18 protein-coding genes, 2 tRNA genes and 1 pseudogene are annotated in these 18,135 nt (G+C 47.8%); 17 read left to right on the top strand and 4 right to left on the bottom strand.

Annotated features, from left to right (window positions below; all coding sequences use genetic code 11):
- The first annotated feature begins 421 nt into the window (after nucleotides 1-421).
- From msrB to EYB58_RS08700, 13 genes are all read left to right on the top strand, one after another.
- Nucleotides 422-1,471: a peptide-methionine (R)-S-oxide reductase MsrB gene (gene msrB / locus EYB58_RS08755; protein ID WP_111952674.1), complete on the top strand. Its 1,050-nt coding sequence runs from the start codon at nucleotides 422-424 to the stop codon at nucleotides 1,469-1,471.
- 233 nt (nucleotides 1,472-1,704) lie between these two features.
- Nucleotides 1,705-3,450, top strand: coding sequence for a sensor histidine kinase (locus EYB58_RS08750; RefSeq protein WP_111952803.1), 1,746 nt, complete (start codon nucleotides 1,705-1,707; stop codon nucleotides 3,448-3,450).
- A 22-nt stretch (nucleotides 3,451-3,472) separates the two neighbouring features.
- Nucleotides 3,473-3,895 (top strand): response regulator, encoded by a 423-nt coding sequence (locus EYB58_RS08745; RefSeq protein ID WP_111952672.1) that lies wholly within the window; start codon nucleotides 3,473-3,475, stop codon nucleotides 3,893-3,895.
- A gap of 257 nt (nucleotides 3,896-4,152) precedes the next feature.
- A complete protein-coding gene (locus EYB58_RS08740) occupies nucleotides 4,153-4,563 on the top strand; it encodes a response regulator (RefSeq protein WP_111952670.1) in 411 nt (136 codons plus the stop codon).
- On the top strand, nucleotides 4,560-6,134 hold the full coding sequence (locus tag EYB58_RS08735; protein WP_111952668.1) for an SLC13 family permease: 1,575 nt from the start codon (nucleotides 4,560-4,562) through the stop codon (nucleotides 6,132-6,134). The genes EYB58_RS08740 and EYB58_RS08735 overlap by 4 nt, the downstream gene beginning before the upstream one ends.
- Nucleotides 6,135-6,141: 7 nt before the next feature.
- Complete coding sequence (locus EYB58_RS08730; RefSeq protein WP_242637601.1) at nucleotides 6,142-7,323, top strand: hybrid sensor histidine kinase/response regulator; 1,182 nt, start codon at nucleotides 6,142-6,144, stop codon at nucleotides 7,321-7,323.
- 42 nt (nucleotides 7,324-7,365) lie between these two features.
- Nucleotides 7,366-7,806, top strand: coding sequence for a sigma-54-dependent transcriptional regulator (locus EYB58_RS08725; RefSeq protein ID WP_111952664.1), 441 nt, complete (start codon nucleotides 7,366-7,368; stop codon nucleotides 7,804-7,806).
- A 139-nt stretch (nucleotides 7,807-7,945) separates the two neighbouring features.
- Nucleotides 7,946-9,424: a sensor histidine kinase gene (locus EYB58_RS08720; protein ID WP_111952662.1), complete on the top strand. Its 1,479-nt coding sequence runs from the start codon at nucleotides 7,946-7,948 to the stop codon at nucleotides 9,422-9,424.
- Nucleotides 9,402-10,838, top strand: a complete 1,437-nt coding sequence (locus EYB58_RS08715; RefSeq protein ID WP_111952660.1) for a sigma-54-dependent transcriptional regulator — start codon at nucleotides 9,402-9,404, stop codon at nucleotides 10,836-10,838. The genes EYB58_RS08720 and EYB58_RS08715 overlap by 23 nt, the downstream gene beginning before the upstream one ends.
- 436 nt (nucleotides 10,839-11,274) lie before the next feature.
- Entirely contained in the window at nucleotides 11,275-11,655 is a 381-nt protein-coding gene (locus EYB58_RS08710) for an ATP-binding protein (RefSeq protein ID WP_111952658.1), read from the top strand.
- 155 nt (nucleotides 11,656-11,810) lie between these two features.
- The gene (locus EYB58_RS08705) at nucleotides 11,811-13,385 is read left to right on the top strand and encodes an SLC13 family permease (protein WP_111952656.1); all 1,575 of its coding nucleotides are present in this window, start codon (nucleotides 11,811-11,813) and stop codon (nucleotides 13,383-13,385) included.
- Between the two features lie 10 nt (nucleotides 13,386-13,395).
- Nucleotides 13,396-13,563 (top strand): hypothetical protein, encoded by a 168-nt coding sequence (locus tag EYB58_RS23125; protein ID WP_163354449.1) that lies wholly within the window; start codon nucleotides 13,396-13,398, stop codon nucleotides 13,561-13,563.
- A 42-nt stretch (nucleotides 13,564-13,605) separates the two neighbouring features.
- Nucleotides 13,606-14,046: a sigma-54-dependent transcriptional regulator gene (locus tag EYB58_RS08700; RefSeq protein WP_111952654.1), complete on the top strand. Its 441-nt coding sequence runs from the start codon at nucleotides 13,606-13,608 to the stop codon at nucleotides 14,044-14,046.
- A 171-nt stretch (nucleotides 14,047-14,217) separates the two neighbouring features.
- Here EYB58_RS08700 and EYB58_RS08695 read toward each other — a convergent pair whose 3' ends face one another.
- Nucleotides 14,218-14,823, bottom strand: a complete 606-nt coding sequence (locus EYB58_RS08695; protein ID WP_111952652.1) for a hypothetical protein — start codon at nucleotides 14,821-14,823, stop codon at nucleotides 14,218-14,220.
- A 186-nt stretch (nucleotides 14,824-15,009) separates the two neighbouring features.
- Here EYB58_RS08695 and EYB58_RS08690 point away from each other — a divergent pair, with 186 nt between their 5' ends.
- The 4 genes and pseudogenes from EYB58_RS08690 to EYB58_RS08675 all read left to right on the top strand — a co-directional run bounded on the left by EYB58_RS08690 (nucleotide 15,010) and on the right by EYB58_RS08675 (nucleotide 17,162).
- On the top strand, nucleotides 15,010-15,456 hold the full coding sequence (locus EYB58_RS08690) for an Hsp20/alpha crystallin family protein (RefSeq protein ID WP_111952650.1): 447 nt from the start codon (nucleotides 15,010-15,012) through the stop codon (nucleotides 15,454-15,456).
- 128 nt (nucleotides 15,457-15,584) lie between these two features.
- Nucleotides 15,585-15,971 (top strand): Hsp20/alpha crystallin family protein, encoded by a 387-nt coding sequence (locus EYB58_RS08685; RefSeq protein ID WP_111952648.1) that lies wholly within the window; start codon nucleotides 15,585-15,587, stop codon nucleotides 15,969-15,971.
- Nucleotides 15,972-16,106: 135 nt separating this feature from the next.
- A pseudogene (locus tag EYB58_RS24705) lies at nucleotides 16,107-16,316 on the top strand (Hsp20/alpha crystallin family protein); the annotation flags it as partial.
- 270 nt (nucleotides 16,317-16,586) lie between these two features.
- Nucleotides 16,587-17,162 carry a class I SAM-dependent methyltransferase gene (locus EYB58_RS08675; protein ID WP_111952644.1) on the top strand — a complete coding sequence of 192 codons (576 nt, stop codon included), beginning with the start codon at nucleotides 16,587-16,589 and terminating at the stop codon, nucleotides 17,160-17,162.
- A gap of 126 nt (nucleotides 17,163-17,288) precedes the next feature.
- Here EYB58_RS08675 and EYB58_RS08670 read toward each other — a convergent pair.
- The 3 genes from EYB58_RS08670 to EYB58_RS08660 form a co-directional block, all read right to left on the bottom strand.
- A tRNA-Glu gene (locus EYB58_RS08670) sits at nucleotides 17,289-17,366 on the bottom strand.
- A gap of 25 nt (nucleotides 17,367-17,391) precedes the next feature.
- Nucleotides 17,392-17,467: transfer RNA gene (locus EYB58_RS08665), tRNA-Lys, on the bottom strand.
- Between the two features lie 82 nt (nucleotides 17,468-17,549).
- Nucleotides 17,550-18,005, bottom strand: coding sequence for a glycosyltransferase family 9 protein (locus EYB58_RS08660; RefSeq protein WP_207309144.1), 456 nt, complete (start codon nucleotides 18,003-18,005; stop codon nucleotides 17,550-17,552).
- Nucleotides 18,006-18,135 lie beyond the last annotated feature (130 nt).

Below are 18,135 nucleotides of genomic sequence, written 5' to 3'. Positions count from 1 at the left end.
ATGGGTGAGTGGAGTAGGAATTACCCTCGGTTAGCAGCATTATGAACGAATTTAAAAAACCCGAGGTAAAAAGGTTGTTTTTTCCTGTGATATACCTCTAAATAGCAGAGCAAATATTTATCATGATAAGGATTGGTAACGCAAGCCAGATCTGACTTTTTTCAACAAATCTCAAAAAATTCCAAAACGCGATGTGAGCCAATTAAAAATATAGGAGTTCACTGTATTTTCGACATGCAATTGCCTGACTTTATTTATCAGCCCCTTGCTCTGCATTGAAAAGTGCTAATTATTGAAATAAGGTGAGCCTTAAAAAAGGAGGCCGAATAAAAAACATACGTTTCCCATTGCAGGCCTCGTCTTGCTATCAATATTATTTATATGAACAGGCGACAGCCAGCTCAGAGAAAGGAACACAAAAATGAATCAGCTAAAGACAGCAACCTTTGCCGGCGGATGTTTCTGGTGCATGGCTTCAGCATTTGATAACAAGCCGGGAATTGGACAGGTGGTTTCGGGATATATGGGGGGACATGTGGACAATCCCCGGTACGAACATGTATGCACGGGCGGCACAGGCCATGCCGAAGTGATCCAGGTGCTCTTTGATCCCAATCACATTACATATAAAAACCTTTTAAAAATATACTTCAGTCAGATTAACCCCACGGATGAAGGCGGATCTTTTATGGACCGCGGCAGTCAGTACCGGTCTGCCATTTTCTACCATAGCGAAGAACAAAAACAACTGGCCCTCGACGCAATCCAACAGATTGATGACGCAAAGATATTTGACAAGCCCGTTGTCACTCAGGTTCAGGAGGCGGTTGAATTTTTCCCCGCCGAAGAATACCACCAGGATTACCACAAAAAAAATCCCACCCAGTACAAATATTACAGCCTCGGGTCAGGCCGACGGTCTTTCGTCAACCGGGTGTGGGATGAAAAAAGCCAGAAAGTTTTTGACCGGACCATGCCGGAGCAAAAGTGCACATTGACACAAACACAACCGGAGACACCCATCATTCCCAATGATGACGCATTGAAAAAACAACTTACGCCTTTGCAGTACAAGGTTACCCGTGAAAACGCCACAGAACCACCCTTTAAAAATGAGTTCTGGAACAACAAGCAAGAAGGTATTTACGTGGATGTGATCTCGGGAACGCCTTTGTTCTCATCAAAGGATAAATTTGATTCCGGCTGCGGGTGGCCCAGCTTTACCCGGCCCATCAAAGAGAAGCGGATTGTTGAAAAACAGGATAACGCCCTTTTCATGCAACGCACGGAAGTCAGAAGTAAAACGTCGGATGCCCATTTAGGCCACGTGTTTGACGATGGCCCAGATCCCTCCGGCTTGAGGTACTGCATTAATTCGGCTGCGCTGAAATTTATTCCCAGACAGGAACTCAAGCAGCATGGATACGAGGATTTGGAGAAACTGTTTTCGCAGGGTGCAGCTCAAAAATAAACAACAAGATCACCCCATGGCCTCGGTGACATCGAAAAATAATTTTTACATACTGTAAAAAAACGTGACAGGTGACACGCTTTTTACCCACCTGTCACGGTTTTAAATTATCTCATTATTTCAATTTATTACCTTCTATTTTCAGCACTTTTCTTCAGCTGGCATATATCTTGATATCTCTGTGTACAAACACTTAAGCCGGATGAAACGGCCTCACAGGAGCCATGGATATTATGCACAAACCTATCGCTGACAGAAAAGAATTTTATCAAGTACTGACCCGGAATATCAGAATCCGTATCTTGCTGGTTTCCATTATCCCCATGATGTTGACCCTAGGCATTTTGTGCTGGCGGTTTCACCTTGCTTATTCTGAAAAAATCAGCGCCCATATCGGCGAACTGGTGCTCAAGCACACCCAGAACATCGATACATTTCTCAAAGAAAAGCTGGGGAATATCCGCTACCTGTCCCGGCAGTTATCCGTAACCGAGCCGGAGATGGCCCAGCAATTTCTGACATCACAGCTATCTGAACTTAAAGATGAATACGGAGATGTGTTTACGGATCTGGGCCTTGTGGATTCAGAGGGTATCCAGGTTGCTTATGAAGGCCCCTTCCGCCTTGTCAATGCCGATTACAGCGAGGCAACCTGGTTTTTAAAGGCCATTGACAGCCCCTATTATATTTCCGATGTATTTGCAGGGCTTCGCGGCCATCCCCATTTTATTCTGGCAGTCAAGCTGTCCGCCCAGGGCCGCACATATATCTTAAGATCCACCATTAATTTTACAACCTTTAACAGTCTGGTGGAAAACGTCCAGATCGGCAGGACAGGTACGGCATTCATTGTCAATGCCCAGGGACAGCTGCAAACCCATCCTCGCCCCCGCTCGGGAACCATAGAAATTGTCCCTTCATTTATCGCAGATCCCACCATCTTCAAAGACAAACAGTCACTGATACTCAAGCATGAGAACGATCAAGGAAATACCTATCTGTATGCCCTGGCTCTGTTTAAAACAGTGGACTGGCGTATGGTATTTCGTCAGGATACCGGGGATGCATTAAGGAATATGTGGAAGGCCGAAGTGCTCACGCTTATCATCTTCCTGCTGGGCTGCACAGCCATAGTGTCAGTTTCTTTTACACTCTCCAAAAACCTTGTCAAACGCATCGCAATGACAGACCAAAAAAATGAAGCCATGAACCAGCAGGTGGTGGAAAGTGGCAAACTTGCCACCATTGGCGAACTTGCTGCAGGCATTGCCCATGAAATCAATAACCCTGTGGCCATCATGGTGGAAGAGGCCGGATGGATGAGCGATCTTCTTGAAGAGGAAACCGGGATGACCCCGGACAATAGGAGTGAGTTTCATAGGGCCATTGAACAGATCGCAACCCAGGGCCGGCGCTGCAAGGATATTACCCACAAATTGTTAAGTTTTGCCCGGAAAAGCGATGCCACAGAGGCAGATATTGACATCAATGACACCATCCGGGAAATCGTGGAGCTCACCGCCCAGATGGCTCGGTATAACAACGTCACCATCTCCACCCGGCTTGCCCCTGACCTGCCCTTTATCCGATTTTCCCCTTCTGAACTGCAACAGGTCATTTTAAACCTGACCAACAACGCCATTGATGCCATGGGCAAAGACGGCGGCACCGTGGAAATTATAACCGACATCAATACCCAAGACAATAATATGATTGAAATTAAGGTGGATGACAATGGACCAGGTATTCCGGCCCAATATCTGGACCGGGTTTTTGATCCCTTCTTCACCACCAAGGCCGTGGGAAAAGGCACAGGATTAGGCCTTTCCATCTGTTACGGCATTATTCAGAAAATGGGCGGAACAATTGAAGTGGAAAGCCATATGGGACAGGGGACCTGTTTCTTAATCCGATTGCCCCTAAATGCCCGCAAGACAGCCAACCCGTCAACAAGCAATAATACAAGCAATAACCTTTAAATCACTTAGGGAGACTTTACAGATGAAACTTTTATTTGTCGATGATGAGAAAGCCTTTCTGGACACCTTGATCAAACGGCTTGAAAAACGCGAATTCAAAGCAGACGCCGTTTATGACGGACAGTCAGCCATAAACTTTCTGTCTGAACACACGAACACGGATGTGGTGGTCCTTGACGTGAAGATGCCCGGCATGGACGGTCTTGAAACACTCCAAGTCATTAAAAACGAAAATCCGCTGGTGGAAGTAATCATGCTCACTGGTCATGCCACAGTGCAAAATGCCATTGAAGGGATGAAACGCGGTGCATTCGACTATTTGATGAAGCCCTGTAATCTCGAAGAGCTTATCGCCAAGATTGAAGAGGCGGCAACTAAAAAATTTAAGCATGAGGAGAAGATCATGGAGGCCAGGGCCAAGGAAATCACAGGCCGCATGGTTTAGGTGTTGGGATGAAGATCCACCCACCTGGGGCGTTGCTGCAAAAATTTACAATCCTCACATACTAAAGTATGCTCCGGTTGAAAATTTTCTTGCGCCTTGCATCCGGGCAAATCTTCATCCAAACACGGTCCCTGGTGGGGCCCACAACAACCCATGAAACTAGAAACGCCCAAAATGCAGGGATAGAATGGGTGCCACAGGCGCTTCGCCCTCTTGTATCTTGTCTCTAGTTTCTTGAATAAAAGGCAAATATTAAAATGAAAAAGACACCCATACCCCCTACCCGCCTGCTGATCGTGGATGATGAACAGGGCTTTGTGGATGTGCTGACCAACCGGCTGAACCGCCGGGGGATAGACGTCTTCAAGGCGTATTCCGGTGCCCAGGCCCTGCAGGCCCTGCGCCAAAACATCTTTGATGTCATGGTTCTGGACCTGAAAATGGAGGACATGGACGGCATTGAGGTGTTGAAAATTGTCAGGAAAATGGCCCCGGATTTGCCGGTGATCTTTCTGACCGGACACGGTTCAAAAACAGCTGCAGAGGACGGTATGACCATAGGCGCATTTGATTACCTGACAAAACCCTGCGAACTTAAAGAATTAATGGAAAAAATCAGCCTGGCACGGCAAGCCAAAAACAAACAGAACGGAGAAACAAACAAATGATACTCAAATCGAACGGATTCAAACTGGCGGTAGCGGTTTTGATAGGTATAATCGTGTTTATTCTGCCAAGGCCGGAAGGAACAAAATTTAAACTTTCCGGCACCGGTGCAGACCAATTGAGCCAGTCCGTTGCTCAATATTTTTCAACCCAGGAAACAGCACCGGGGAAACCGATTATTTTGACAGCCAAAGCCCCCGGAACCGACCAGGCCCAGGTACAATATCTTTCCAGCCAGGCTAAAGAGCAGGGCCTTTCAGAAGTGAATGTGGAGTATGTGGACGGGTTGAGCCCCAAAGCCAAACGATTTTTATCCGTACTTGCGGTGCTGGTTATCTTATTTGTGTTTGAGCCCATCCCCCTTGAAATCACGGCAGCGCTCATTGGCGCCTCCCTTGTTATCCTGGGCATTACCGATGTAAAAGGGGCATGGGCGCCCTATATGCATCCTGTTGTTCTTTTTATCATGTGCTGTCTGATCTTTGCCATTGCCCTGGACAAGGTGGGGCTGACAAAACGACTGGGGTATTATATTATCAAAAAAGCGGGCAATTCCGTAACACGATTCACCTTTATTATTTCCATAGGCCTGGGGCTTGCATCTTCTGTCATGCATGATGCAGCCGCCTGTGCCATCGGTATTGTCACCATGCTGCCCCTGATGCGGGCCGTGGGTATTGAACCCCATACCAGGACGGCAAAATTCATGATGCTGTCCCTGCCCTTTGCCTGCTCCTGCGGCGGCATGGGGACCCTTGTGGGTGGTGGCCGGTGCATGGTGTCCGCTGCATTTTTAAAGGAGTTCACGGGTATTGAAATCACCTTTTTTGAATGGATGAAATATTGTATGCCGGCAGCCATTATCTGTGTGCCCGTTGCTGTTCTAGTCACCTACATGGTGTATCGGCCAGACCCCAAATTCAAACTACCGGACTTTGATGAGGATTTAGGTGCCATGACTGCTCTGGAAAAAAAGGCATTGATCATCATTGGGCTCTCCTTTATATCTTGGTTGACCAAGGGCCTCCACGGGCTGGATTATTCCGTCACTGGTATGGTGGGCGTCGCCTGTCTGGTATTGTTCGGCGTGCTTAAATGGCGGGACGTCAACGACAACCTGGAATGGGGCACAGCCCTGTTCATCTTTGGCGGCGGTATCTCCCTGGGTCTTGCCATGGGATATTCCGGTGCAGCAGACTACTTTGCCAACCTGTTCTTTCCCCTGATCCAGGGTAAGGGATGGCTGGTGCTCTTTGCGGGTGTAGCCGTATTCGGTGCCCTTGTTACCAATGCCATGGCCAATGTGGCGGCAGCGGCGTTAATTCTGCCCATTGTTATCCCCATGGCCCAGCTTGAAGGGGTTAACCCGACCATCCTGGCCCTGGGTCTTGGTACGGCCACATCATTTGCCATGCTGCTGGTAATCGGCTGTCCGCCCAATGCCATTGCCTATTCATACAAGTACTTTAAATCCTCGGATCTGACTAAGCTCGGGCTTGTGGCAACGCCGATACTGCTTTTGGCATTGTTCGGCGTGGTTATTACATGGTGGAAATTTTTGGGTCTAGTATAGGAGGCATTTGCTGAACCTAATGGAAATCAATACCCTTGAAAATGATACTGGAAAAGTTGTCCGCGTCCTGCTGGTAGACGATGAAGAGAGCTACCGCAACGCCATTGCCCGGCGTCTGGAACGACGAAATATGGTTGTCAGCCAGGCGCCGGACGGGACATCCTGCCTGGAATACCTCAGCGGAAACGAAACCGATGTGGTGGTGCTGGATATGAAGATGCCCGGCATGTCCGGTATGGAAACATTTAAGACTATCAACAAATACTATCCGGGCCTGAAGGTAATTTTTCTAACCGGGAATGCCGCTGTAGCCGAGGGAGTGGAAGGGATCAAGACCGGTGCTTTTGACTACCTGTCCAAACCCGTGGAGATCGACCACCTGGCCGGAAAGATCCGCCAGGCCTGGGAACTCAAACGCCTGGAGGCGGCCCGGGAACGGGATAAAATCTTCAGACGGCGTCTGGAAAAACGCATGATCCACACCCAGCGACTGGCCTCTCTTGGTACCATGTCCACAGGCATTGCCCATGAAATCAACAATCCTTTGGCTATTATCAAGGAGTCGGCCGGATTCATGCGCATGGTGATAGAGGACTCGGGCCAGATTCCGGAAAAAGAGATGCTTTTCAAGGGGCTTGAAAAAATAGAAAAAAGCGTGGACAGGGCCAGACGCATCACCCACCAGCTGCTGGGCTACGTCCGAAAACACGGACATGAAATGACACCCGTGGATATCCGCCAACTCACCGAGGATACCGTGGTGTTGATCAAACAGAAAACACAAGCTAAAAAAGTATCTGTACAATGGGATACTGAGTCTGAACACCAGATGCTGATGCACACAGATCCTTTCCAGGTGCGGCAGGTATTGATCAATCTTTTGGAAAACGCTGTGGATGCCGTGGATACCAATGGGCAGATCCGGCTGGCCCTTTACCGAAAGGACCAGTCGGTCTGTCTCGAAGTCCGGGATAACGGCAGCGGCATCACGCCGGAAAATATGAAACAAATATTTGATCCTTTTTTCACCACCAAACCCAATGTAGCGGAAAATGAGTCCGGCACCGGACTTGGGCTGTTTGTGGTGCACAAGATCATAACCGGGCTTTCAGGCAGCATCCACGTGGAATCAGAACCCGGCCAAGGCACGACTTTTAAGATCTGCCTGCCCGAATGGCAATCCGACTAGACAATTACAAGTTCTTTCATAACTTTTTAAGGAGAAAAACCCATGGTAAAAATACCGGTAAAAATCTTGATCGTTGATGATGAAAAAGATTTTGTGGAGATGTTTTCCCTGCGCCTAACCCGGCAAGGGGAAAAGGTATCTGCCGTTTATTCAGGACAAGAGGCCCTTGACCTGCTTGAAAAAACCAAAATCGACGTGGTTATCCTGGATATTCGCATGCCCGGCATGGACGGCATTGAGACCTTGAAAAAAATTAAGGCAAGCTATCCCCTGGTGGAAGTGATCCTCCTCACCGGGCACGGGTCCACGGAGACGGCTGTGGAAGGCATGAAGGAAGGGGCCTTTGATTACCTGATGAAACCAGCGGATTTTGATGATATCAGTGAGAAACTGAGCAATGCCTGGAAGCGCAAGGACGAACAGGAAGAACGCATCCGCAAAGCCGAAGCCCGGCTTCTTCTGCGGCGCACCGGGGAGATATAGTTTAGGAATGAGTCGAAATAACTTAACCCGGGAGCACGGGCGGGACGCCCGCGCTCCCGGATATAGCAAAATGGACAAGTTCTTTAAGACCCGTTCCTTAATCCGTATGACCGAAAAAAAGAAATAAGGGATGTTATTAATGAGCCTGAGACAAAGGGTATATCTTGCCAATGCCGTACTTTTAGGAATAACGGTCATGGGGACCATTGCCATGATCTGGTATACCTATAAAACAGAAAATCTGTTCACCGGTATTGTTGTAAGGCATATTCCCATGTATCAGACCGCTGAGTCCCTTGAAAACTCTTTGCTCAACCAAAAAGGGTATCTGTCCTATTATCTTCTGGACAAAAATCCTGAATGGCTCAGGCAGTTGGCTGACTTTAAACTGGATTTTGAAAGCCAGTTGTCCTCTGCCAAGCCCTTGGTCACAGAGGAATGGGAAAAAGAGACACTGAGCAGAATTGAATCCGTGTACACAACTTATATTGCGGCCAAGGATCGGGTTCTGACGTTATATGAAAAAGGCGACCCGGGTGCCGGAGCCACCCTTCACCGGGAGGTCAGGGCAAATTTCTTCAAAATTTATGAGCTATGTGAAAAATTTAAAACCGCACATAAAAATGCCATAGACCTTTCCGTGGAAGACAGTCGCTCCGATGCCAGGAATTTACGCTATATAGGTCTTTTGGCCATTGTCACCGTGGTCCTGCTCAGTCTTTTGATCAATTATATTTTTACCCGCCACATCCTGGAACCCATCCGGAAACTGGCGGCGGAAGCAGATCACCTGGGCGAAGGCAGGGTGTCCGGCAACGAGATGGCAGCATTAAAAAACAGTGTCCACGGCTTGATTGAAAATGCAGAACAGACCCATGCCGAACTTATGCGAAGTCGGGAATCCTTGATGCAGTCCGAAAAAATGGCCATAGTGGGACAACTTGCCGCAGGCACCGCCCACTCCATCAGAAACCCTTTGACCTCCATTAAAATGCGGCTGTTTTCCCTGGGCCGGTCAGCCAAGCTATCCCAGGACCAGCAGGAAAACATCAGTGTCATTTCAACGGAAATCGGGCAGATCAACAAAATTTTGGAAAACTTCCTGGAATTTTCCAGACCCCCGAAACTGACCATGAAAAAACAAAGTCCATCCCAGGTGGTGGACAATACCCTGCGGCTGCTGGAACAACGGTTGAAATCCTACGGGGTAACGATCCATATCGTGCGCAGCGAGCCTTTGGATGATGTGCTGCTGGATGCAGGCCAGTTCAAAGAAGCCCTGGCCAACATCATCATCAATGCCTGCGAAGCCATGAAAAAAGGAGGCAGGATCACCATTACCGAAACCATGGACAGCATTAACAAAAACAGGGACACTGCGGTGATAAGAATCCAGGATTCCGGACCCGGCATTCCCGTATCTATCCAGGACGAAGTTTTCAACCCGTTTTTCACAACCAAGGACGATGGGACGGGTCTGGGGTTAAGCATCTGTTTTAATATTATCAGCGAGCATAGCGGGTGTCTGGTGCTGGACAGCCAGGAAGGCCAGGGGACCTGTTTCACTATCACACTGCCGGCAGGAGAGGATGTACATGGCAAAAATTCTGATCATTGACGACGACGACCAGCTAAGAATCAGTTTTTCCAAACTGCTCACCGAAGAGAACTATGACGTGGTCTCTGCGGCTTCCGGAGAAGCCGGTCTTGAGATCGTCAACACAACGTGTCTGGATCTGGTGATTCTGGATATCCGCCTGCCGGGCATGAACGGGCTTGAAACATTTAAAGAGATAAAAAAACTTGATGCCACCCTGCCAACGATCATTGTCACCGCATTCGGCACCACGGACACAGCCATTGAAGCCATCAAAGCAGGCGCCTTTGACTATCTGCTCAAACCCTTTGACATCCCTGAAATGCTCAAGCTGATCACCCAGGCCATTGATGCAGGCTATTGTATGCGCACCCCGGTGCATGTGGACGCCGAACCCGCAACCTATTCTCCGAACGCCATTGTGGGCCAGAGCCCCGGCATGCAAAAAGTATATAAAACCATAGGTCGTGTGGCCCAGACCGATGCCACGGTGCTGATTCAGGGAGAATCGGGCACCGGCAAGGAACTGGTGGCCCGGGCCGTGTACCAACACGGCATCCGGTCAGATAAAAACTTTTCCATCATCAACTGCGTGGCCATTCCGGAAAACCTTCTGGAAAGCGAGTTGTTCGGCTTTGAAAAAGGGGCCTTCACCGGTGCGGCACGACGGCATATCGGCAAAATTGAACAAGCGGACGGCGGCACAGTGTTTCTGGATGAAATCGGCGACATGCCCATTTCCATCCAGGCCAAAATTCTGCGACTGCTCCAGGAAAGATGCATTGAACGACTGGGCGGCGATGAAACCATTCCCGTGGATGTGCGCATCATTGCCGCAACCAACAGGGATCTTAAATCCGCCATTACCCAGGGGCTTTTCAGGGAAGATCTCTATTTTCGCCTCAAGGTCGTAACCATTGAATTGCCACCATTAAGGGACCGCGTAGGAGATATTCAACCCCTGACCGCCCATTACCTGGAAAGGTTCTCCCATGAATTGAAAATCGACAACCCCGGTATCCGGGATGAGGCTCTGGATCTTTTGAAAGAATACGAATGGCCGGGCAATGTGAGGGAACTTGCCAACCTGATCCATAAGGTCCTGATATTTAACCGGGGTAACCCCTTGTCGGTTAGTGATTTAAGCCAGATTATCCGAAAACAGGAAACCGCTGGAGAAATTTCCAAGGACGCAAACCAGGAGGAAACCATCCGCCAATGGGTGCACACCTGCCTGTCCCACCCGTCCGGCGATCACAGTTTTGAATTCTTTTCAGACACCATCTGCGCCATGGCCGTGGAAGAAGCACTGAAAATCTCAAACGGCAACCGATCCCAGGCTGCCCGGCTTTTGGACATATCCCGGCCCACGCTGCATGCAAAAATAGACAAATACGGGATCAATACCATTTCGTCCACCCAAGTTATCCGGTAGGTTCCGTTATAAAACACAGCATTCTCTTTGGTTGACGAAAAATTTCTTCATGCGGTCAACATATACTGCAAACATGCAGATAATAATTTTAGCGCCACTTTCGAGTGACTATAACGATACGGCCTGAAACGGGTATTTGATGTGGTGCTGCGTAAAAACAGGCAAATGATTTGCCTTTCCTACAAAATAGAGTTTAAAAAGATCAGCACCCCTGCTCGGGGGAATTTGAAATTATTATTCACATCGAAAAATGCAATCTTTACATGCTGTAAAAAAAGGTGACATGTACCAACCTTTTTGGCCGCCTGCCACATCTTAAATTACCTTATTATTTCAAATAATTAATCTATATTTCCAGCGTCTTTCTTAATCTGGCATAGATCTTGATAGATGAGCTCAAGCCGGATCAAACGGCCTCACAAGAGCCAGTGATATTATGCACGATCCCATAGCTGAAAAAACAAAATTTTATCAGGTTGAATACGGAGATGTATTTACGGATCTGGGCCTTGTGAATTCCGATGGCACCCAGTTTGCTTATGAAGGCCCCTTCCGCCTTGTCAATGCCAAGGGACAGCGCCCCAGACCCATCCTCGCCCAAGAACACCGGATTTTCGATCCATTCTTCACCGCCAAAGCCGTGGGAAAAAGTACAGGAGTAGGCCTTTCTCTCTGTTACGGCATTATTCAGAAAATGGGCGGCACAATTGAAGTGGGAAGTCAGATGGGACAGGGCATCAGCTTCTTGATCCGGTTACCCGTAAAGGTCCGCCAGACAGCCAAACCGTCAACAAGAAAGACAACCAATAACATTTAGGGAGACTTTGCAGATGAAACTTTTATTTATCGATGATGAGAAAGCCTTTCTGGATACCCAGATCAAACGGCTTAAAAAACGCGAACTCGAAGAATGAATGGAAGAAATCAGCCTGGCACGGCAGGCCAAAACAAACAGAATGGAGAAACAAACCAATGATACTCAAATCAAGCGGATTCAAATTGGCGGTAGCAGCGTTAATAGGTGTAATCGTGTTTATTCTGCCCAGGCCGGAAGGAACAAAATTTAAACTGTCCGGTACCGGCGCAGAACAGTTAAGCCAATCAGTTTCAGAATATTTCGCAACCCCGCAGACTGCACCCGGCAAGCCCGTCATTCTGACGGCCAAGGCCCCTGGAATTGAACAGGCCCGGGCACAATATCTTGCCGACCAGGCCAAGGCAATGGGCCTTTCAGACGTTACTGTGGATTATGTGGATGGAATGAGTCCCAAGGCCAAACGGTTTTTATCCGTGCTTGCGGTGCTGGTTATCCTGTTTGTGGTGGAGCCCATTCCCCTTGAAATTACGGCAGTACTCATTGGCGCCTCCCTCGTTATTCTGGGTCTTACCGATGTGAAAGGGGCATGGGCGCCCTACATGCATCCTGTTGTTATTTTCATCATGTGCTGCCTGATCTTTGCCATTGCACTGGACAAGGTGGGGCTGACAAAACGCTTGGGTTATTTTATTATCAAAAAAGCAGGCAATTCCGTAACACGGTTCACCTTTATTATTGCCATAGGCCTGGGGCTTGCGTCTTCAGTCATGCATGATGCAGCAGCCTGTGCCATCGGTATTGTCACCATGCTGCCCCTGATGCGGGCCGGGGGCATTGAGCCCCATAGTAATACGGCAAAATTCATGATGCTCTCCCTGCCCTTTGCCTGCTCCTGCGGCGGCATGGGGACCCTTGTGGGTGGTGGCCGATGCATGGTGTCCGCCGCATTTTTAAAAGAGTTCACCGGCATTGAAATCTCCTTTTTTGACTGGATGAAATATTGTATGCCCGCAGCCATTATTTGTGTACCTGTTGCCGTTTTAATCACCTATCTGATTTACCGGCCAGACCCCACAATCAAGATGCCGGCTTTTGATGAGGATTTAGGCTCCATGACAGCTGCGGAAAAAAAAGCATTGATTATTATCGGCATTTCCTTTGTATCGTGGCTCACCAAGGGCATCCACGGTATTGACTATTCCGTCACAGGTATGGTGGGTGTGGCCTTTTTGGTATTATTCGGCGTACTTAAATGGCAGGACATTAACGACAACCTGGAGTGGGGCACAGCTCTGTTTATTTTCGGCGGCGGCATCTCCCTGGGCCTTGCCATGGGCTATTCCGGCGCAGCAGACTACTTTGCCAACCTGTTCTTCCCGCTGATTGAGGGCAAAGGCTGGCTGGTGCTCTTTGTGGGTGTGGGCGTATTCGGCGCCCTTGTTACCAATGCCATGGCCAATGTAGCGGCAGCTGCGTTAATTCTGCCTATTGTTATCCCCATGGCCCAGCTTGAAGGGGTCAATCCGACCATCCTGGCCCTGGGTCTTGGTATGGCCACATCCTTTGCCATGCTGCTGGTAATCGGCTGCCCGCCCAATGCCATTGCCTATTCATACAAATACTTCAAATCCTCGGACCTGACCAAACTGGGTCTTGTGACCACTCCGGCGCTGCTTTTAATACTGGTAGGCGTGGTATGCACCTGGTGGAAGTTTTTGGGCCTGATATAGGAGGTATTTGTTGAACCTGGAGGACTCGGGCCAGATTCCGGAAAAAGAGATGCTTTGCAAGGGGCTTGAGAAAATAAAAAAAGCGTGGACCGGGCTTTCAGGCAGCATCCACGTGGAATCAGAACCCGGCCATGGCACAACTTTTAAGATCTGCCTGCCCGAATGGCAATCCGACTAAACAATTACAAGTTCTTTCATAAATTTTTAAGGAGAAAAACCCATGATAAAAATACCGGTAAAAATCTTGATCGTTGATGATGAAAAAGATTTTGTAGAGATGTTTTCCCTGCGCCTGACCCGGCAGGGGGAAAAGGTGTCTGCCGTTTATTCAGGACAAGAGGCCCTTGACCTGCTTGAAAAAACCAAAATCGACGTGGTAATCCTGGATATTCGCATGCCCGGCATGGACGGCATTGAGACCTTGAAAAAAATCAAGGCAAGCTATCCTCTGGTGGAAGTGATCCTCCTTACCGGGCACGGGTCCACGGAGACGGCTGTGGAAGGCATGAAGGAAGGGGCCTTTGATTACCTGATGAAACCGGCGGATTTTGATGATATCAGTGAAAAACTGACCAATGCCTGGAAGCGCAAGGACGAACAGGAAGAACGCATCCGCAAGGCCGAAGCCCGGCTTCTTCTGCGGCGTACCGGGGAGATATAGTTTAGGAATGGGTCCGAAATAACTTAACCTGGGAGCGCGGGCATCCCGCCCGCGCTCCCGGATATATCAAAATCGACAAATACGAGATCAACACCATTTAGCCCCCCCAGGTTATCCGATAACTGCCTGCGTATAATTAAATACGCGAAGACCCTGTTTTAGTTTTAAATGTCAGGCAAACATTTGCTGCTCCCCGGCAGAAGGGAACTGCTCCACGGATTTGCCTTTTTCAATAATGCCTTCAAGCTCATCCATTGTTTTGTCATACTGACTGAAAAAGGATTCAATCTTTTGAACCGTTTCATCATCTCTGCCAGCCAGGCCGCGTGCCCGGTTCAAAAAATTGCTGCCACGTTTTCTAAAATCCCGCATCTGTTCCAGCAGTATTTTTCTATTTTCATGCCGTTGCTTTTCCTGGGTAATAACAGGATCAAGCTGCCGGATGGAGAGTTCAAGCAGCACATCCCTCGACAGTTTGTATTTCCGGGCAAAGGTATCCAGGGTGCTTAAACAATTCCGGCTCAAGACAAAGGTCTTTTGTTTGCGCTGTTTTTTTTCAGGCTCATACGCTTTTGCCTCATCAGCAATCTGGTCAATAATATCTTTATTCTCAATCAAATGGTCAAATATTGATTTTTGTTTTACACCCAGCTGGTTTGCAACGGTGCTTATTAAATTGATGGCATGCCGTGGCAGTGTGAACGTTGCCCGAACAGACTGCATCCCTTTAAGTGAATCCAGGGAGAAATCATTGGGCTTTATTTTCGATTCGCTCATTTTCTAATCCTCCTCTTTTTATTAAAACTAATTGGTTGGCATTACTTTGTCAATTTTTTTAGAAAAAATAATGTAAACTATATTGACAGAGAATTATTTATATATATTTTTATTTCAAACAAACGGAAGGCAAACTAAAACAAGCCAGCCGCCGAAAACGACAACAAATAAAAAGGAGTGTGAACTATGTTTGCAAAAATTAATGAAATCGACAGAATGTTTGGGGCCATGGATCTGCTCCGCACCAAAATGGACAGACTCTTCAATGAGATGGACAGACCTTACCTGCATGGACCGACATTTACCCTAGGCACCAATTCACCCAGAACCAACCTTATGGAAAACGGTGACAACTTTGAAGTCCGGGCAGAACTTCCCGGCATTTCAAAGGATGACATCAGCATTAAAATCCAGGGTAATTATCTTGAAATCAGCGGAAAACGAACAATTGAATCCCCCGAAGGGTATAAAGCCCACAGAAATGAAAGGTCGGCCACCACATTCTCACGCAGCTTTACCCTGCCCGATGAGGTTGATGTGGAGAAAGTCGATGCCGCGCTTAAAGACGGCATTTTGTATCTCACACTGCCCAAATCAGAGGCAGCCAAACCCAGACTGATTGCCATTAACTAAAGATAAGAGCAATGGGCTGACCTGATTTTTCACCGTGGGTTCAGCCCACAACCGAAGTTGAAACATCTGTGTAGAATACGCAAATGTTCTTATAAAATGAACAAAAAAATAAACCTCAGGAGGTCACCATGACTGACAGAAAAGATATCACCAAAACCGAAAACAAGGCCATTGAAAAAACCCGTGAACTGAGAACCGCCACACCGTCAGTGGACATTTATGAAAATGAGAATGAAATCCTGCTTTATGCGGATATGCCGGGGGCCCACAAGGATGATGTCACGGTAAATATTGAAAACGGCAAGCTCTCCATCTCCGGTATCCGCCGGCTTGATCGCCAGGGCGTGTCAAACTGGGAAGAATTTGTGGACGTTGAATATGTCAGAAACTTTTCCATCCCCCAGAGTATTAACGTAGAAGATGTAGAGGCCAAGCTCAAAGATGGGGTTCTCACCCTCCATCTGCCCAAATCCGAAGCCGCCAAACCCAGACTGATTGAAATCAAAGCTGCCTAGGACAAGGACACCATCTTCTTTCTGCCAGGACGAGGATGGCTGCGGCAAAACAAATGTGCCGCAGCCATCCCAGCCATCCAACCGGATAAACCAAAGGAGATCAGACATGAATATTAAAACGATTACCGGGTCAAAAAAAATTACGGATCGTTCCATCCCACCCTATCATTGCCCGTAGATGCGAATCAGTCAAAGGTTGACGCAAGGTTCAAAAACGGGATATTGAACATAATCATACCCCGGTCAAAAACGCGGGCAAGCCGTGCAAATCAAATTAAGGACCGCGGATTAAATAAGTTGGGCAGAAATAACGCCGAATTTTGGTTCATCTACAAGGCGCATTAAAGGTTGAATAGCATGCCTATTGGGCCTTTGATGCAACGAAGTAGATGGGCCAAAAGGCAAGCTATTTCGTTCAAGTTATTTAATCCGCGGTCCTAAGGTGAAATATGCCTGATAAATAACCGGCAGCAATGATATAGTGCATACAATATCGGACATATGCGCCTCTGGCTTATTATTTCCATGAACATAAGCCTAAACAGGCAGGGTTCATAATTTCCATATTAAAGACCGACAATCAAGCAAACCAAAAATTTTCAAGGAGGCAAATTAATGGACCAGGCAAAACCCAAAGGTGCTGGAAAAAGCAGTTTTGAACTGATTAACACTGAAATTTTGAAACAGATGTTACCAGTGAACCAGGGCTCTGTGATTTTGGATTTGGCCTGCGGTAAAGGATTGTATTCGCGCTTTCTATCAAACCTTGCAGGGCCATCCGGACTGGTCTATGCCGTTGATCTCTGGGAAGAGGGGCTTCAGATGCTGGAAGAAGAAATACAGAAAAAAGAAGCCGCCAATATTTTAACCATCAAGACGGATGCCACCAAGGGAATAGACATCGAAGCATATAGCTTGGATCTGTGCCTCATGGCCACAGTACTGCATGACTTTAAGGAGATGGACGCTGCCCAGACAGTCTTAAAACAGGTTCTCAACCGTCTTAAACCGGGGGGATGCCTGGCCGTAATTGAATTCAAAAAAATGGATGGCCCTCCTGGTCCGCCGGCGCATATACGCCTGTCCCAGGAAGAAACGGAAGAACTGGTCACTGCATTGGGGTTCAAAAAGGAAAAGACTGCAGATATCGGTGACTACAACTATCTGGTAACTTTCAGCTCACCGGAATAAAATTAATTCTGCCCTATCATTATCTATTCATTGGATGATAGAAGATCAAGATCACACCAGGCCCAGGCTTTGAATAAAAATACAAAAAGGCTTTTCAGAATTTTCTGAAAAGCCTTTATTTTTAAGTGGCGTCCCCAAGGGGATTCGAACCCCTGTCGCAGGCGTGAAAGGCCTGTGTCCTGGACCGGGCTAGACGATGGGGACACTTAACTTTTGACACTTATTAAGTTGGTGGGCCGTGCTGGGCTCGAACCAGCGACTCTCTGCTTAAAAGGCAGATACTCTGCCAACTGAGTTAACGGCCCGTGGGCAGTGTCAAAAACAGGAGCAATCTATCCGTTTTAAAATTGATTGTCAACCATTTTTTTGATTTAAATTTTATTTTATTCAACTTGCACTGGCCACACGTTGTGCAAGCGCAAGGGCCACTCGATCAAGTACCGGCCCCCATTCTTTGGGAGACGTTTGCCTGAACAACCGCATGCTTGGATACCAGGGACTGTCATCCCGGTCAAGCAGCCAGCGGAAATCCGATGCAAAGGGAAGAAGTGTCCATACGGGCTTTTCCAAAGCGCCTGCCAGGTGAACCACTGACGTGTCGACAGATATAATAAGATCTAAATGTTCCATAATGGCCGCAGTGTCGGCAAAATCTGAAATTTCGGGACCCAGGCCCTTTTTCAATATATAGGAAAGTGATAATAGCGAAACATGAAAATCAAACCGGTCAACAGGCCGGGTAGCCATTTTGCTTAAACCCACAAGGAGCCGGTCGTATAGACGATTTTTCGCCACCAGCCGGATCAGGGCAGGCCCTGTTTCAAAAACTACCGGGGCGCCCAAACCTGGAGCAAAGGAAGATAGCGGGTAAAATGCAGGGTATCGCCCAGTCCCTGCTCCTCATAAACAAATAAAACTTTTCCCTTAGGACCGCAGATTAAATAAGTTGGGCAGAAATAACGCCGAATTTTGG

Origin of the sequence: Desulfobacter hydrogenophilus (assembly GCF_004319545.1) — a bacterium.
In the GTDB taxonomy this organism is placed as follows: domain Bacteria; phylum Desulfobacterota; class Desulfobacteria; order Desulfobacterales; family Desulfobacteraceae; genus Desulfobacter; species Desulfobacter hydrogenophilus.
Note: the sequence above shows the minus strand (reverse complement) of the source record. Positions and strands in the feature narration are given on the sequence as shown.

Bases quoted from the DNA above. Each gene is read 5' to 3' on its own strand.
- EYB58_RS08745 (WP_111952672.1), top strand. From the start codon at position 3,473: ATGAAACTTTTATTTGTCGATGATGAGAAAGCCTTTCTGGACACCTTG.
- EYB58_RS08720 (WP_111952662.1), top strand. From the start codon at position 7,946: ATGAGCCTGAGACAAAGGGTATATCTTGCCAATGCCGTACTTTTAGGA.
- EYB58_RS08685 (WP_111952648.1), top strand. From the start codon at position 15,585: ATGACTGACAGAAAAGATATCACCAAAACCGAAAACAAGGCCATTGAA.
- EYB58_RS08710 (WP_111952658.1), top strand. From the start codon at position 11,275: ATGCACGATCCCATAGCTGAAAAAACAAAATTTTATCAGGTTGAATAC.
- EYB58_RS08705 (WP_111952656.1), top strand. From the start codon at position 11,811: ATGATACTCAAATCAAGCGGATTCAAATTGGCGGTAGCAGCGTTAATA.
- EYB58_RS08675 (WP_111952644.1), top strand. From the start codon at position 16,587: ATGGACCAGGCAAAACCCAAAGGTGCTGGAAAAAGCAGTTTTGAACTG.
- EYB58_RS08715 (WP_111952660.1), top strand. From the start codon at position 9,402: ATGGCAAAAATTCTGATCATTGACGACGACGACCAGCTAAGAATCAGT.
- EYB58_RS08735 (WP_111952668.1), top strand. From the start codon at position 4,560: ATGATACTCAAATCGAACGGATTCAAACTGGCGGTAGCGGTTTTGATA.
- msrB (WP_111952674.1), top strand. From the start codon at position 422: ATGAATCAGCTAAAGACAGCAACCTTTGCCGGCGGATGTTTCTGGTGC.
- EYB58_RS08750 (WP_111952803.1), top strand. From the start codon at position 1,705: ATGCACAAACCTATCGCTGACAGAAAAGAATTTTATCAAGTACTGACC.
- EYB58_RS08740 (WP_111952670.1), top strand. From the start codon at position 4,153: ATGAAAAAGACACCCATACCCCCTACCCGCCTGCTGATCGTGGATGAT.
- EYB58_RS08690 (WP_111952650.1), top strand. From the start codon at position 15,010: ATGTTTGCAAAAATTAATGAAATCGACAGAATGTTTGGGGCCATGGAT.
- EYB58_RS08725 (WP_111952664.1), top strand. From the start codon at position 7,366: ATGGTAAAAATACCGGTAAAAATCTTGATCGTTGATGATGAAAAAGAT.
- EYB58_RS08695 (WP_111952652.1), bottom strand. From the start codon at position 14,823: ATGAGCGAATCGAAAATAAAGCCCAATGATTTCTCCCTGGATTCACTT.
- EYB58_RS08700 (WP_111952654.1), top strand. From the start codon at position 13,606: ATGATAAAAATACCGGTAAAAATCTTGATCGTTGATGATGAAAAAGAT.